Raw genomic sequence first — 14,608 nt, forward strand, 5'->3', positions numbered from 1 at the left:
AGGTCTTTTGCGCGTGGATTAAGCGACCAATAAGTCTGCAAGTGTGCGCGCAATCACTTTGGTAGCGCGCCGCAAGTCCTCAAGCACGAGGTGTTCGTCAGCGCGTTTGGCGTTACTTTCGCGCACCGTTCTCGGCCCGGCACCGTAAATCACACCGGGGATGCCACGCTCGACGTAGAGTCTCACGTCGGTGTAAAGCGGGGTGCCGATGGCTTTGATGGGTTCGCCGAGCACATCATGGGCATTACGTTGCAAAGCATCCACTAGCGGTTTGTTATTAGCCAGAGGCACCATTGCATTTGCTAACAAGAGCCGGCGCACATTAACTTTAAGGTTTTTGCCACCGCGGGCTGGTGCAAAGCTTTTAGCTGCTGCTTCGATGGTGTCACGGATGCTGGACTCCACTGAGGCAGAATCCTCCTCAGGAATCATGCGCCTGTCGAGCTTGAATATCACTTTTCCAGGCAAAACGTTGGTATTGGTGCCACCATTAATTTGGCCTACGTTCAAATAGGGGTGCGTAATGCCTTGGACATTGGAAGTTACTTTGAGATAGTCATTGTTCAGGGCGTAAAGCGCATTCAGGATATGGACTGCACCTTGCAGCGCGTCGGTGCCGGTATCAGGTATGGCAGCATGTGCCATTTCACCCTCAACAGTCACTTCGAATTGCAAGCAGCCGTTGTGTGCCGTAACTACTTCGTAACTAAACCCGGCAGCTATCATCATGTCCGGTTTGGTGAGTCCCTGGCGCAAAAGCCATCCCGGCCCCATTTCACCGCCAAACTCTTCGTCGTAGGTGAAGTGAAGTTCGACTTGGCCCTTCAGCGGTACCCCTGCAGCCTCTAGTGCACGGACCGCATATGTGAAAGTGGAGAAATCACTTTTGCTGACGGCTGTTGCGCGGCCATACATTTTGCCGTCAACAATTTGTGCACCATAAGGGTCATGGGTCCAGCCCTCGCCAGGAGGCACCACATCGCCATGGGCGTTAAGCGCAATGATGGGCCCCTCGCCATAGCGTCGGCGTACAATCAGGTTGGTAATGGACTGAAGGCCATAGGCTTTGACCTCATCGCTAGGCACCGGATGTTTTTCCGCATCAAGGCCCATAGAGGCCAGCAACTCTGCTGTGCGCTCGGCATGGGGCGCGTTATTGCCGGGAGGGGTATCAGTGGGCACTTGTACCAACGCCTGCAAGAACTTAACTTGCTCGTCAAAGTGCTCGTCGACCCAGGCATCTAGTCGTTGGTGTAGGCTGTCGGTGGACATCGTGGCTCCAATTATGTTGTTCTGTGTTGATAAGAGTGTGCCTAGTTCCAATTGAACGCGGTCTTGACGTCAAATGGATGGACTTTCTTCCAGTGGCGAGCAATGTCAATTCGCCGCGCTATCCAGACGCGATCGTGTTTCTCGATGTGATCCAAGAATCGCTGTAGAGCTTTGAATCGTCCTGGACGGCCAATCAAACGACAATGCAGACCAATGCTCATCATGCTCGGGTGTTCGGCACCTTGGGCATAGTGCACATCAAATGCATCACGCAGATATTCAAAAAACTCATCGCCGTGGCTAAAGCCCTGTGGCATGGAAAAGCGCATGTCGTTGCAGTCGAGCGTGTACGGTACTACCAGCTGCTCAGCGGTTGAACCATCCGATTTGGTGACATTGAACCAAAACGGTAAATCGTCGCCGTAGTAGTCACTGTCATATTCAAAGCCACCATAATCAGCTACCAATCGCCGAGTATTGGGGCTATCGCGGCCGGTGTACCAACCAAGCGCTCGTTGGCCGGTCAGGTTTTGGATAATCTCCATGCCGATACGCATGTGCTCACGTTCGGTGGCCTCGTCCACGTTTTGATAGTGAATCCAGCGCCAGCCGTGGCAGGCGATTTCGTGATTGGCTTCTGTAAAGGCCTGGGTAACTTCCGGATGCCGCTCAAGTGCCATGCTCACCCCAAAAACAGTGAGCGGCAGATTGCGCCTTTCAAATTCGCGCAGAATGCGCCATACCCCCACCCGGGAGCCGTATTCATAAATACTTTCCATCGACAGATGTCTGGCAGGGTACGCAGCAGGGTTAAACAGTTCCGATAGGAATTGCTCGCTGCCGGCATCACCGTGCAGGATGGCGTTTTCAGCACCCTCTTCATAATTCAATACAAACTGCACAGCCACGCGTGCATTATTTGGCCATTGCGCTTGGGGTGGATTGCGTCCGTAGCCGATCAGGTCTCTCGGGTAGTGAGTGGCTGACTGTTCTGAATTTGACATGGCAAGCTCCGGGAGAAAGTGGTGGGTTTAACGCCCAAAGTCTTCGAGTGAACAGGTCAGTGCAGTTTTAAGGTCAGGTGTCTGGGTTTCAAGCTGCAGATTGTGCTCGACGTGATGCAGGTGTTGTTTCATCAACTTGGTGGCCGCGCTCGTATCGCGCCGCTCAAGAGCTTGCACAAGCATTTCATGCTCGGCATGCGACTCTTCGGCGGATTGCGATGATTGGTACATCAGGGCAATTAAAGATGATCGCAGTAAGAGATCAGAAAGAATTTCGCGCAAAACTTGATTGCCCTGCATGTTGGCCAGAAGCACATGAAAATCACCGAGCAGGCTTGTTCTTTCAGCAATATTTTTACTGCGTAGCGCTTTTCGCTCAGACGCCAAATGGGACTTCAACTGCTTGATCTGGGCAGGTGTGATTTGTTTGCTTAAATCCCGCACGATCAAGGTTTCAAGCATGGTGCGAACTTCAAATACTTGCTGAGCTTCCTGGATTGTTGGCTCAGATACAAATGCCCCTCGGTCTGGTAGCAACGTTACCAGGTGATCTCGAGAGAGCTGGTTCAAAGCTTGGCGCACGAGCGTGCGGGAGACATCGAAGATTTCGCACAGTTTTGCTTCAGTCAGTTTTGTGCCTGGCATTAATCGACGTTCAGCGATCGCTTGAGTGACTGCTTGAACAATACGCCCTGTCGGCGATGTCGATGTGAGGTGAGTGCGCTTGGCACGGGTCGATTCGGGCATGAGGCTGAGCGTTGATTGTGGGAAAGAAATTGATTGGATTGTATACAATATATACCAACAATCCAAGTAGCTGATCGCGTCGGTGGGTTAGCCGGTCAAGCCAATGACAATAGCTGATTCCGCAATGGCTGCAGTCGCCACCTGTTTTAGCTTGAGCTGCGCGCCAGCACTGACAAATCCCGCGACTTGCAAGCCTTGGCCGATCGTCAAGGATACTTGGCCATCGCTTTTGACGCCCAGACGTTTGGTGACATGGCCTTTCAGTAAGTTGACCTCTCCCATGGCAACGATGGTTGGCGCAATGGTAACGGCAGTGGCTTTGCAAAGCGCAAGTACCGGCATCCCGACACTTAAGTTCAATAGTTCCAGACTTTCGCGTGTTATCCGGGCAGACAGACGCTGACCGTCTGTTAGTTCCAACCAGATGCGGGGAGCGCCGTGCGGCCTCTCGATCGCAGCAACGGTGCAGGGCAGTTGATTGCGCATGCTGGTCCTCAAGGCAAGACTGGCTATGTTGGAAATGGTGCCACTGGGTTCTGTCGTTTGACCTTGGATTTCAGCCAATGCGATGGCTCTTGCCTGGTGCAAGTGGTCTGCTGCTCTCAGTAATTGTTCACCGGCGGGTGTTAAGCGCGCGCCACCGCCGCCTGCCCCGCCAACTACTTTTTGAAGTAAAGGTGTTGCGGCCAGGTTGGTCAGTGTTTCGATTGCCTGCCAAGCGGCTTTGTAGCTTACGCCATTGGCTCGAGCCGCCTCTGAAATCGAACCCAGGCGACCGATTGCGCGCAGGACTTCTATGCGCTTATCGGTCGTGCCGCTAGAAAGTGCTTGCTCAAGTGCGATGGCAGTGACAGTGGTGTTTTTGTTGTTCACGGGGATGTGTTCGCAAGCGCAGTCGGTTGGTGTGGCTGTTGAGGTTGGCAAGGCTGCAAAAGATTTGATCAAACATCGCTATTCAAAAAAGTCATAGCGTGTTAGTATTCGATATTGATTTTTAGCATATCGAGAGCAGCATGTGGCGATCGTGCTCATTCAAACTTTCAGCCGGTTTTATTTGGATGGTGATGCCGTCGCTGGCATCAGCTGACCAGGTGTTGGTCGCAGTGGCGTCAAATTTCACGGCTCCCATGCAGATGATCGCTGCTGAATTTGAGCGAGATACGGGATACCAGGCCAAACTGTCATTTGGAGCTACCGGACAGTTCTATGCACAAATTAACAATGGTGCTCCATTCGAGGTGCTTTTGGCTGCTGACACCAAAACACCCGCCAAGCTCGAAGACGAGGGAAAGACGGTGTCGGGCACACGCTTTACATATGCGATTGGCAAGCTAGTGCTGTGGAGTCGAAATGCCAGCCTGGTTAGCGATGGTCCGCAAGTGCTGAGCACGGATCGTTTTGACAGGATCGCTATTGCCAACCCAAAGCTCGCACCCTATGGCTTGGCTGCAATTCAAACCATCGAACGTTTGGGTTTGATGCAGGTATTGAGACCAAAAATGGTTCAAGGCGCAAATATTGGCCAAGCCTTTCAATTTGTATCGTCGGGCAACGCACAGCTTGGGTTTGTAGCGCTATCTCAGGTGTTTACGCAAGGCAAGATCAAAGAGGGTTCGGGCTGGGTAGTGCCAAGCGATTATTACGCCCCAATCAAGCAAGATGCCGTGTTGTTAAAGGCAGGGCAACATAATGAAGCGGCTATTGCGCTCGTAAATTACTTGCAGACCAACAAAACAAAGCAACTGATTGAATCCTTTGGTTATCAGATTGCACCTTGAGGCAGCTGCTATGTGCCGGGATGACAGAACGAGCGGTGAACGGTTTAATAAAAATGGCTAGCCCAATTTCAACTGAAGCATGGCAGGCGATCGGACTGACGCTTGAATTAGCGACGGTGACCACGATTATTTTGCTGGTGCTTGCCACGCCTTTGGCCTGGTGGCTGTCGCAAACACAATCGCGCTGGCGGTCAACCATAGGAGCCTTGGTGACTTTGCCCTTAGTCTTGCCGCCGACCGTGCTCGGTTTTTACATCCTGGTGCTGCTTGGGCCACAAGGTTGGGTGGGGGCGTTGACCGAGTGGCTTGGCGTTGGCTTGCTGTCATTCACATTTACAGGCCTTGTGATCGGATCCGTGGTTTTCTCTTTGCCTTTTGCTGTTCAGCCGATTCAGCACGCATTTGAAGCCATTGGCAAGCGCCCACTTGAAGTGGCAGCCACGCTGCGCGCTCGTCCCATCGATGCATTTTTAACGGTGGCCTTGCCCCAAGCCAGACAAGGAATTCTCACCGCCGCTGTATTGACATTTGCACATACCGTGGGTGAATTTGGTGTGGTGCTCATGATTGGCGGCAACATACCGGGTCAAACGCAGGTGGTATCGACCCAAATATTTGGCTATGTTGAAGCAATGGAATACACGGCAGCTCATTGGCTGGCAGCGGGCATGGTGGTGTTCTCGTTTGCGGTGCTTTTGATATTGTCGCGCCTGAGGCAACGCGCTGATCGGGTTTTGCCATGATCGGGTTAGAGGACGCAAAAGGCTTTCAGATCAAGTTGATGCTTAACCGGGCAGACTTTGCACTGGCTGTTGATTTGCAATTGCCGACGCAAGGCGTGACGGTGTTATTCGGTCCATCTGGCTCTGGCAAAACCACTATTTTGCGGTGCGTGGCTGGATTGGAAAAAGCTGCAGGTCACATCGTGGTGGCCGGGCAGACTTGGCAGGATACTCGAACGCACATCCACCTGCCTACCTGGCAACGTGATTTGGGTTATGTGTTTCAGGAAGCCAGCCTGTTTGAGCATTTGAGCGTAGAAAAGAATCTGCAGTTTGGTGTTAAGAGAGTTCGCAAACCTGAAGCAGCCCGTGCGTTGGCGCAGGCAATTGAGTTATTGGGTATTGAACATTTGCTCAAGCGAAGCCCCGCTAGTCTATCCGGGGGCGAACGTCAGCGCGTGGCGATTGCCAGGGCGCTGGCGATGCAGCCAAAGCTTTTGTTGCTCGATGAGCCACTGGCGTCGTTGGATCAAGTTAGGCGCGAAGAGATTTTGCCTTGGCTCGAGAGATTGCATGCCGATTTAAAGATCCCGGTTCTGTATGTGACACACTCAATGCATGAACTCACGCGCCTGGCAGATCACGTGGTGTTGCTAAATCAGGGCTCAGTCAAGCTGCAAGGCCCCATCCAATCAGTCTTGGCTGATCCCACGTTTGCTGCTTTAGTCGGTGGAGAAGCGGGTGCTATCTTGCAAGGGCAGGTAGCAGCGCACGACGAGACCTATCATTTGACGCGAATTGATCTCGTGGCAAATGAGACAGCGGCAGGACAGCTTTGGATGCGGCAACAGCTATTGCCACTAAAAACGCGGGTGAGGGTACATGTTCATGCCAATGATGTCAGCTTGTCGTTACTGGAGCCCGTAGGCACGTCGATTCAGAATCGAATGAGAGGCGTAATTGAATCTATCACTCCGGACATGCACCCGGCCAATCGTATTGTGACGGTTAACTGTGATGGCCAGCTGGTACTGGCTCGGGTGACTGCGCGCGCGCTTGATGAGCTCGGCTTAGAAGCTGGCGCAGTTGTGTGGTGCCAGATTAAGTCGGTGGCCTTGGCGGGGCGCTAGCGCGATAGAAAGCGACCAACATGTTGCGCCAACGCAAACGTCCCTTTAATTGAAGGTCTGGGACTGATTTGGCTCAATGTTGATTGTGACAGGTGACTGTTACCTTGAACAGGTGGTTTGCTTTCTGGTGATTTTGGGTCACCGGGCAAACGTGCCTGATTTATAAGGAGCGTTAAATGAAGAAAGTCACGGGATTAAGTGCGAGTTTGATTGCTTGCTCATTGCTTGCGTTATCAGCGCAAGCTCAAACAGGCCCCAACATGTATTTCACAGTTAACTCATCAGATGTGATGGTCCAAGGTGCTGCTATGGTGTTGGCCACCCAAGCCATTGAGCAAAAAGCCAATGTGCGGGTACTCTTGTGTGGTGCAGCCGCTGATATGGCACTGCAAGGACATCAGATGCCCACATTGAAGCCTAAGAATGTGACGCCTCAGCAGATGTTGCAAGGCATCATCAAGGGCGGTGCCACCGTTGAAGTGTGTGCATTATTCTTGTCAAATAAAAGCTTAAAGCCTGATGCGTTAATTCCGGGTGTCACGCCTGGTAAGCCAGCCGATGTGGCGTCATATATGCTGAAGTCTGATGTGAAAATGCTGGCGTTCTAATTACGTCTTATCAATAGCATTTGAAGTGCGCGCCAAGCCCGTTGAAACCTTTGCGACGGGTTTGCTTGTTAGGCTGCGTATTGAGTGCTGGGTCCTGCTCGCACTGCATGGTCAATGGTAAATCGGCGTTGCTGTCGCGAGACGGTTTTCTCGAGCAACATCAATTTTGTTCGACAGAGTGAATTTCGGTCAAAATTGGCTTAACGTATCTAAAAATATTTGCGATTAATGCCAATCGGGTTGGTTCAAGTGTCTTAACGTTACTTGACGTTGCCTCATGAGGCCTAGTTGTTAGACCGAGACAAAAAAATTGAGCCAGTCCGTGAGCAATACTGTGAGCCACTACGCCACACCTGCTAGCCCTGATCTGATCGATTCGCGTTATGCCTTGCGACGTTTGTTGATCGCGCTGTTGGCCATGCTCATGGGCAGCAGCAGTATGTTTGTGGTGGCTGTTGTGTTGCCGTCGGTGCAGGCTGAATTTGGTGTGTCTCGTGCAGATGTGTCTTTGCCATACACCTTGCTCATGATTGGCTTTGGAGTAGGCGGCATCTATATGGGGAAGTTGGTTGACCGACTTGGGGTCACCGCAGCACTTTGGCTTGGATCAGTCGGTATTCTGATTGGGTTTGTTTGGGCGGGGCTCAGTACAAGTATCTACAGCTTTGCAATTGCCCATGGACTTTTTTTGGGTCTATTCGGCATCTCGGCAACATTCGCACCGCTGGTGGCTGACACGTCACTGTGGTGGAACAAACGTCGTGGTATCGCAGTTGCAGTTTGCGCCAGTGGTAACTATCTGGCTGGTGCGGTTTGGCCTGGGTTCGCTAATTGGGGAATTTCAGCTGCTGGCTGGCGTGAGACCTACATCGTGATGGGTATTGTCTGCAGCGCAAGTCTGGCTGTACTGGCTTTTTTTCTGAGACAGCGCCCGCCAGTCGCTGAGCAAGAGGCTTCAGGCAGTTCAAACACAGCGACCCTGAACCCACCGACACCATTTCCTCGGACCAGGCCATTCGGTCTGTCGACCAGACAGGCGCAGACTCTTTTGATCATTGCCGGTATTGCTTGCTGTGTGGCCATGTCCATGCCGCAGGTACATATCGTTGCCTACTGCGTTGATCTCGGTTACGGACCAGCGCGTGGCGCGGAGATGCTGGCGCTCATGCTTGGATTTGGTGTAGTTAGCCGGTTAGTGTCGGGCGTCATTTGTGACAAGATCGGCGGTGTGCGCACACTCATCCTGGGCTCGGCCTTGCAGGGGATTGCATTGCTACTGTTTTTGCCATTTGACGGTCTAGTATCGCTCTACATCATCTCAGCGATATTTGGTTTGTTCCAAGGTGGCATCGTCCCTTCCTACGCGATCATTGTGCGCGAACATTTCCCGATCGCCGAGACGGGCCGTCGCGTGGGGGCAGTGATAATGGCGACCATGTTAGGCATGGCGCTCGGTGGCTGGATGTCGGGCAAGATCTTTGATTTGACTGGTTCATACCAAGCGGCACTGTATAACGGCACGCTTTGGAATGCTCTGAACCTCGTGATCGCTGGCTGGTTGCTGTGGCGCTTGAAACGGCGGCCATCAACTGGATTGCCAGCTCATGTGGGTCCGGCTTGAGATCGGCTGCGAACTGGTTGCTACGCTAACATCTTGGCCAGAGCCGTGATCGGATGGTAGGCTGGCGGAGAGGGTGGGATTCGAACCCACGGTACGGTTTCACCGTACGCCTGATTTCGAGTCAGGTACATTCGACCACTCTGCCACCTCTCCGCTCGAGCCCGCTATCTTAGCAGACTCTGCATTGGTCCTGTGGGGGCCTGAACCTTGGGTGGGCTCGTCTTATTTGGTCTTGCTCGTTATTTGGTTGGCTGGCTGATTCTTTTTGCCCGTTTCGCATCACGGTTTGCTATGGTTACGGCTACGGTTGTTGAAACTGCGTAAATAACTACGAATACAGGAGTTGGTTGACATGCTGTTGCTGTTGTCTCCCGCTAAAAAACTGGACTACGATTCGCCGCTTGGCACTAGCCTGCATACGGAACCATTGTTCGTTAATGAGGCTAAAGGCCTGATCGACGTTCTGAAGAAGAAATCTGCCGCTGACGTGGCTAAATTGATGTCTTTAAGTAGTTCGCTAGCCGAGCTCAATACGCAGCGCTATGCTGAATGGACACCTAAGTTCAGTCAAAAAAATGCACGTCCTGCAGTACTGGCCTTCAACGGGGATGTTTATGAAGGGCTTGACGCGCCATCGCTGTCGGAGACTCAGCTGAAATGGGCGCAAGACCATGTGGCTATTCTCAGTGGCTTATATGGTGTTTTACGGCCCCTGGACCTGATGCAACCCTACCGGCTGGAAATGGGCACTAAGTTAGCCAACCCTGCTGGCAAGACGCTCTACGACTATTGGAAAGATACGATCGCACCCTATTTGAATGAACGCCTGGCCAAAGACAAAGAGCCCATCGTGGTGAACCTCGCCTCAGAGGAGTATTTCAAATCGGTGGATTTGAAAGCGCTGAATGCGCGTGTGATCCAGTGTGTGTTTCAGGATGAGAAGGCTGGCGCCTACAAGGTCATTAGCTTTTTTGCTAAGCGTGCCCGGGGTCTGATGGCACGTTATGTCATCGAGAATCGCATTAACACCCCTGACAAGCTGACTGATTTTAATCTGGAAGGCTATGAGTATGTCCCCGATGTCTCTACGAAAGACAAACTGGTATTTAGACGACCCGAGCAGTAACTAACTGGAGTTTTACATGGCATCACCTAAGCTAGATGTTTCGGCCTATCCTCGTGTGGCACTGGTCTTGCAAGGCGGTGGTGCCTTAGGTTCCTATCAGGCCGGGGTATATGAGGGACTGGCTCAGGCGGGTATCCACCCGAACTGGGTTGCGGGAATTTCAATTGGCGCCTTGAATTGCGCGATTATTGCGGGTAATCCTCCGGAAAAGCGCGTTCAGCGGTTGCATGAATTCTGGGAGACGATTTGTATGTCGCCCATCGTCACGCCATCGCTCATGTCGGGCCATAAAGACATGGTTACCCAGTACTTGTCTCCATGGGGTGACATGCTGGAGTCGATGGGGCACGCGATGTTCAGTTCCATGGCAGCCATGTCAGCTTTGGTCAACGGGCAGGATGGTTTCTTTAAGCCTAGGCCAATGGCTCCTGGCGGTGGTGCGCCCGACACCACCAGTTTTTATGACACCAGCCCGATGATTGCTACGCTCGAGAAGTATGCTGACTTTGATCGCATTAATAGTGGGGAAACCAGGGTCTCTTTGGGTGCGACCAATGTGGCCAGTGGCAACTTTGTGTATTTCGACTCCTCAGAGGTCAAGCTCACGCCGAAGCATTTCATCGCTTCAGGCTCATTGCCGCCGGGTTTTCCTGCGACCGAGATCGATGGCGAGTATTACTGGGATGGAGGTTGTGTCTCAAATACGCCGCTTGAGTATGTTCTTGGAGTGACACCGAGGCGTGACACGTTGGTGTTCCAAGTTGATCTCTGGAGCGCGGCTGGCCCGCTGCCAACAGACATTTTTCAGGTTAACGAGCGCCTGAAAGACATTCAGTATTCAAGTCGAACCCGAACAGTGACCAATGCCGTGCATCTGATGCAACGCATGCGCAAGGCCCTGCTTGACACCATCGACAGGGTGCCTGCCAGTGTTCGAGAGAAGGACCCATGGTTTGACCACATGGTGCAGCACATGATGGGGGCACGCTACAACGTGATTCACTTGATCTACCAAAACAAGCAAACTGAAGGCCATTACAAAGACTATCAGTTCAGTGCCGAGACCAAGAACATGCATTGGCAAACGGGCTTGCATGATATGGATGAAACGCTGCGATATCCGCAATGCCTTGAATTGCCCCGTGAAGGTGAAAACTTCGTCACGTTCGATGTACATACACGCAAACGCAGCTCTTCAGCCCAGTTCCGAGCCGAGAACGTGATCAAGTCCAAGACCAGCAAAAGTCCTGTTAAGAAAGCACCCGTAAAAAAAACGGTCGCCAAAAGAGCCGCAACCAAGAGAGCCGCCAAATCGGGTAGATCTGGCAGCGCGTCTTAGGAAATTGCTCAGGCTTTCAGATAGTCAAACGCTACTTCGCCCAAACCGAGTGTTAAGTCACATACCAAGTGTTTGGCACTGACAATCTCGAGTACGGGCAGGTCCGCTACGGGTGCCAGCGCATGTTGGAACAACTCCAGCCGAGCTGGGCCTGTCCAAGCCCCTTTGACGGTAACGTCTTGCAGGTGATAACGCACGAGCTCACAAATGCGTGGGGTGCCATCTACATGCGGGATTATTTTAAGCAGGTAGTTGGGTGTTTCTATCAGTTTCTTTTGTTCAGCGGCGCAATCGAGTTGCTCATATTTAAATCCCATCGTGCCCGTCGCCACACGGATTGGACCGTAGTCAAGTGTTCCAACCAGCGTGTCGGATGCGACCTCAAGCTTGGGGTTGGCGAGCTTTTTGGGAAATCCCCACAATTCACGTCCGCCAGCAATCGGCGACTCGTCATCGAGGTACATCATGTGGGTGTACCCACCTTTACGACCTTGTTCATCAACCACTGATATCACCTGACCAGACTCTGTGTAGTCGCCAAACCCGGAAGAGTCGGGCATGCGAATGAACTCGTAGCTGACAATTGGATCTTCTATTTTGAGAGGCTCGGGCACCATCTCGCGCAAGATCTTTTCATCCGTGCGGTAGGAAATGATGAAGAACTCACGATTCACAAAGTGATAAGGCCCCTTGGGGAATGACGGGCTAACAAAGGGCATGGAGTAGGCGTTGGCACGGATGTCAGCTATTTTCACAAGTGGCTCCTATGTGTGTGTCAAGAACAGCAGGTTTGTCAGGATAAGCGTGTTTGGGTGAAATTTTCAATCAATTTGTGCTGGCACGCTAAGGTCATTGAGGGCCTTGCCTATCTAGTTCCTTTAGCAGCACAGCCTCCCGCACGATGCTTTGGACGGCACGCTGCAACTGTTTCATTGAGAAGACCCAATCGGCACCCTTGGATGCACCAAGGCTAAGATTGACGTCTTGGCTGGCAAGCTCGAGGTCACGGTCATGCAAAGCTCGATCCATGTCTTGTAAAAAGTTGACAGCACTTGCAGGCAGTTCATCCAGAGCGGCTAGTTGCTCGATTGCTGCGGCAACTTCCGAGGCAAGTACATGGTTTTGAATCAAGAGGTTGTTGTACTCAGCGATATGTTGTTGGCGCGAAGGTGGTTCCCCCATCATGCGATAGAAGGCTTGCGCGAAATTGCTAAATGCCACCATCGTGTTGCGTCTTGCCAGTGGCCAGTCATTGGCTGATGCCGATTTGCTGTCTTGCCCACGCGGAGTCAGCTGCTGCAATCCAGTTTTAAGATATGTCTCATTGGCACGTATAGCTGCATCAGCAAGAGAAGGTAGCGAGCGCGCCTCCCACCATGGCAAAACGTAACTGAATGCGAGCGCAACCAAGGAACCTATCGTTGTATCAATTGCGCGTTCACCGACCAAACCGAATGTTTCCGGTAACAGAAAATGCAGCATGATCAATACCGTCACTGTATTGAAGACTGATGCCACCAAGTAATTCACCAAAATGAAACTGAAACCGGTGATGAGCGTGACCACCAAGGTGAGAAGCAGAATTTGTGTATCTGTCGTCAGGTAGAACAGCAAGAAGGCCAGGGCACAACCGATTAATGTACCGATCAGGCGGGCGGTGTTGCGCTCCCGGGTTAATGAAAATGCGGGCTTCATGATGATGATGATCGTCAGCACTATCCAGTAGCCATGTGGCCCTATTTCGGGGATTGCCAGACCGATTGCCAGTCCAACCGCTACAGCCATCGCCACTCGTAGAGAGAATCGAAATGGTGCAGAGTCAAGCCTTAGGTTGCTAGAAAACAGCTTAGGGCTAAATGACTGGCGTGACAGGAAGTCTGACAACGAGGTGTCAAGCTGGGCTGGATTCAGGGCATCGAGATCAGCCGGCATACTGGTTTGTGTAAGCATGCGCTCGACGCATCGATTGACGTTTCTCAAGCGACGAAGGATCTGAACGCATAGTGCATAGGTTTCTGGGTTCTGCGTGGCAAAGCCCTGCCGCTTCATGACCTCTATGTCGTATTCCAGCGCACGCAGCTCGGCTTTGACACTGTTTCGACGCAGTAGACTTTTTTCTCTGATCACAGCAGAAGCGATTCGTTCTAGCTCCAGCGATATTTTGAGTAACGCATCACGCATAAAAATCAAAGTGTCTGATCGACCCAGTGCGCGTTGCAACAGCATGTAGTCAGTGTGAGTGCCTACCAGCAGGTCAAGCATATTCACCATGTCGATGAATACGTTCCACACCATGCGACGTCGTGGTGAACTTTGAACAGCATCCTTGCTCATGCGCCTAAGAATCATGTCGCGGGCGGCTTGATGCTGGTCACTCATCGTGGCTTGGGTGGCGATGAGCTGGCGATAGCGCTCGTCGAGGTCCGCATCAGCGTCATACATTTCCGCCCGTGCTGCCACATAGTCTGCCGTGGCCATCAGCGCAACCGATAGGCTCTGCTCCTCTTCGCGCACTTGCAGTGGGCGGCTAGCCAAGATGCTGAACAAAATGTAAATGGCGGCGCCACTGAGCGTGACCAGAGCATGGTCGAGTACTTGGTCGGGTGTGAGGGCCGAATGCATGGTTACCACTGTCAACACGAGACAAGATAGGCCGATAATGGCGCCTCGCTTACCGTAGACGGCGAACATGGAAAAGAAAAACGTTTGCCCAACCACTGCTATTAGCAGCCACAATGGATGGTGCGATGTTATTCCGGTCAGGCTGACTGCGAGCGTTCCGAGTACGAGCCCACCGAACATTTCGCGCACCCTGAGGGTTAATGGTCCGGGCTGGTCAATCAGTGCCACGCAGGCTGCACCTAAGGCGGCTATTAATGCCTGACTGGCAGCGCCCGGCAGCAGCAGCCCAAGCGCGAATACCAGCAAAATGCCTGCGCCGCGCCGCACCCCACTGACGAAGTGGTGGCTGTAAACAAATCGTTGAATGCTCGATAAACGGGAATTAGACATTGGGCTGAAGATGCGCACAGCGGCCTGACGGGTCGGAGCATTTGTCAGCTCAATTTGCGCTGCAGTGCAGAAAACGTTACATTACTCGTCTTGCGTATTTCAGTCCACAGGCAAATACGCAGGGGTTGTATCGGACTTAAGTCATTAACTTTAGTCAGTTTCGGCCGTAAAACTTAGCTGCCGTCGCCGCCAAAAGCGGGCCGATGGCAGATCCGTTTCAATCCAGAACGTCTCGTGGTGAGGCGTGTG

At 52.3% G+C, this 14,608-nt stretch carries 13 protein-coding genes and 1 tRNA gene; 7 read left to right on the plus strand and 7 right to left on the minus strand.

Features of this window, described 5'->3' with window-relative positions:
• Positions 1 to 18: 18 nt before the first annotated feature.
• The 4 genes from DHf2319_RS03520 to DHf2319_RS03535 all read right to left on the minus strand — a co-directional run bounded on the left by DHf2319_RS03520 (position 19) and on the right by DHf2319_RS03535 (position 3,896).
• Complete coding sequence (locus DHf2319_RS03520; RefSeq protein WP_243479416.1) at positions 19 to 1,272, minus strand: M20 family metallopeptidase; 1,254 nt, start codon at positions 1,270 to 1,272, stop codon at positions 19 to 21.
• Between the two features lie 41 nt (positions 1,273 to 1,313).
• Positions 1,314 to 2,276 (minus strand): allantoinase PuuE, encoded by a 963-nt coding sequence (gene puuE, locus DHf2319_RS03525; RefSeq protein ID WP_243479417.1) that lies wholly within the window; start codon positions 2,274 to 2,276, stop codon positions 1,314 to 1,316.
• Positions 2,277 to 2,303: 27 nt separating this feature from the next.
• The gene (locus DHf2319_RS03530) at positions 2,304 to 3,023 is read right to left on the minus strand and encodes a GntR family transcriptional regulator (RefSeq protein ID WP_243479418.1); all 720 of its coding nucleotides are present in this window, start codon (positions 3,021 to 3,023) and stop codon (positions 2,304 to 2,306) included.
• An 87-nt stretch (positions 3,024 to 3,110) separates the two neighbouring features.
• The gene (locus DHf2319_RS03535; protein WP_243479419.1) at positions 3,111 to 3,896 is read right to left on the minus strand and encodes a TOBE domain-containing protein; all 786 of its coding nucleotides are present in this window, start codon (positions 3,894 to 3,896) and stop codon (positions 3,111 to 3,113) included.
• A gap of 140 nt (positions 3,897 to 4,036) precedes the next feature.
• Between DHf2319_RS03535 and modA the strand changes: the two genes are divergently transcribed.
• From modA to DHf2319_RS03560, 5 genes are all read left to right on the plus strand, one after another.
• A complete protein-coding gene (gene modA / locus DHf2319_RS03540; RefSeq protein ID WP_243479420.1) occupies positions 4,037 to 4,801 on the plus strand; it encodes a molybdate ABC transporter substrate-binding protein in 765 nt (254 codons plus the stop codon).
• A 20-nt stretch (positions 4,802 to 4,821) separates the two neighbouring features.
• Positions 4,822 to 5,544, plus strand: coding sequence for a molybdate ABC transporter permease subunit (gene modB, locus DHf2319_RS03545; protein WP_369810214.1), 723 nt, complete (start codon positions 4,822 to 4,824; stop codon positions 5,542 to 5,544).
• Entirely contained in the window at positions 5,541 to 6,653 is a 1,113-nt protein-coding gene (gene modC / locus DHf2319_RS03550) for a molybdenum ABC transporter ATP-binding protein (RefSeq protein ID WP_243479421.1), read from the plus strand. Before modB ends, modC begins: the two co-directional genes overlap by 4 nt.
• Before the next feature lie 176 nt (positions 6,654 to 6,829).
• Positions 6,830 to 7,261 carry a DsrE family protein gene (locus DHf2319_RS03555; protein WP_243479422.1) on the plus strand — a complete coding sequence of 144 codons (432 nt, stop codon included), beginning with the start codon at positions 6,830 to 6,832 and terminating at the stop codon, positions 7,259 to 7,261.
• Between the two features lie 322 nt (positions 7,262 to 7,583).
• Positions 7,584 to 8,882, plus strand: coding sequence for an MFS transporter (locus DHf2319_RS03560; protein ID WP_243479423.1), 1,299 nt, complete (start codon positions 7,584 to 7,586; stop codon positions 8,880 to 8,882).
• A gap of 62 nt (positions 8,883 to 8,944) precedes the next feature.
• Here the strand turns inward: DHf2319_RS03560 and DHf2319_RS03565 are convergent.
• Positions 8,945 to 9,035: transfer RNA gene (locus DHf2319_RS03565), tRNA-Ser, on the minus strand.
• 199 nt (positions 9,036 to 9,234) lie between these two features.
• Here DHf2319_RS03565 and yaaA point away from each other — a divergent pair.
• Together yaaA and DHf2319_RS13215 are read left to right on the plus strand one after the other, a co-directional pair.
• Positions 9,235 to 10,008, plus strand: a complete 774-nt coding sequence (gene yaaA, locus DHf2319_RS03570; RefSeq protein WP_243479424.1) for a peroxide stress protein YaaA — start codon at positions 9,235 to 9,237, stop codon at positions 10,006 to 10,008.
• A 16-nt stretch (positions 10,009 to 10,024) separates the two neighbouring features.
• Complete coding sequence (locus tag DHf2319_RS13215) at positions 10,025 to 11,347, plus strand: patatin-like phospholipase family protein (protein ID WP_243479425.1); 1,323 nt, start codon at positions 10,025 to 10,027, stop codon at positions 11,345 to 11,347.
• Between the two features lie 8 nt (positions 11,348 to 11,355).
• Here DHf2319_RS13215 and DHf2319_RS03580 read toward each other — a convergent pair whose 3' ends face one another.
• Complete coding sequence (locus DHf2319_RS03580; protein WP_243479426.1) at positions 11,356 to 12,102, minus strand: acetoacetate decarboxylase; 747 nt, start codon at positions 12,100 to 12,102, stop codon at positions 11,356 to 11,358.
• Positions 12,103 to 12,196: 94 nt separating this feature from the next.
• On the minus strand, positions 12,197 to 14,359 hold the full coding sequence (locus DHf2319_RS03585; protein WP_243479427.1) for an FUSC family protein: 2,163 nt from the start codon (positions 14,357 to 14,359) through the stop codon (positions 12,197 to 12,199).
• Positions 14,360 to 14,608: the final 249 nt, after the last annotated feature.

This window comes from Orrella daihaiensis (assembly GCF_022811525.1).
GTDB lineage: Bacteria > Pseudomonadota > Gammaproteobacteria > Burkholderiales > Burkholderiaceae_B > Algicoccus > Algicoccus daihaiensis.

Coding starts and splice junctions, on each gene's coding strand:
- DHf2319_RS03555 (WP_243479422.1), top strand. CDS start 6,830: ATGAAGAAAGTCACGGGATTAAGTGCGAGTTTGATTGCTTGCTCATTG.
- yaaA (WP_243479424.1), top strand. CDS start 9,235: ATGCTGTTGCTGTTGTCTCCCGCTAAAAAACTGGACTACGATTCGCCG.
- modB (WP_369810214.1), top strand. CDS start 4,822: ATGACAGAACGAGCGGTGAACGGTTTAATAAAAATGGCTAGCCCAATT.
- DHf2319_RS13215 (WP_243479425.1), top strand. CDS start 10,025: ATGGCATCACCTAAGCTAGATGTTTCGGCCTATCCTCGTGTGGCACTG.
- DHf2319_RS03520 (WP_243479416.1), bottom strand. CDS start 1,272: ATGTCCACCGACAGCCTACACCAACGACTAGATGCCTGGGTCGACGAG.
- modA (WP_243479420.1), top strand. CDS start 4,037: ATGTGGCGATCGTGCTCATTCAAACTTTCAGCCGGTTTTATTTGGATG.
- DHf2319_RS03530 (WP_243479418.1), bottom strand. CDS start 3,023: ATGCCCGAATCGACCCGTGCCAAGCGCACTCACCTCACATCGACATCG.
- puuE (WP_243479417.1), bottom strand. CDS start 2,276: ATGTCAAATTCAGAACAGTCAGCCACTCACTACCCGAGAGACCTGATC.
- modC (WP_243479421.1), top strand. CDS start 5,541: ATGATCGGGTTAGAGGACGCAAAAGGCTTTCAGATCAAGTTGATGCTT.
- DHf2319_RS03585 (WP_243479427.1), bottom strand. CDS start 14,359: ATGTCTAATTCCCGTTTATCGAGCATTCAACGATTTGTTTACAGCCAC.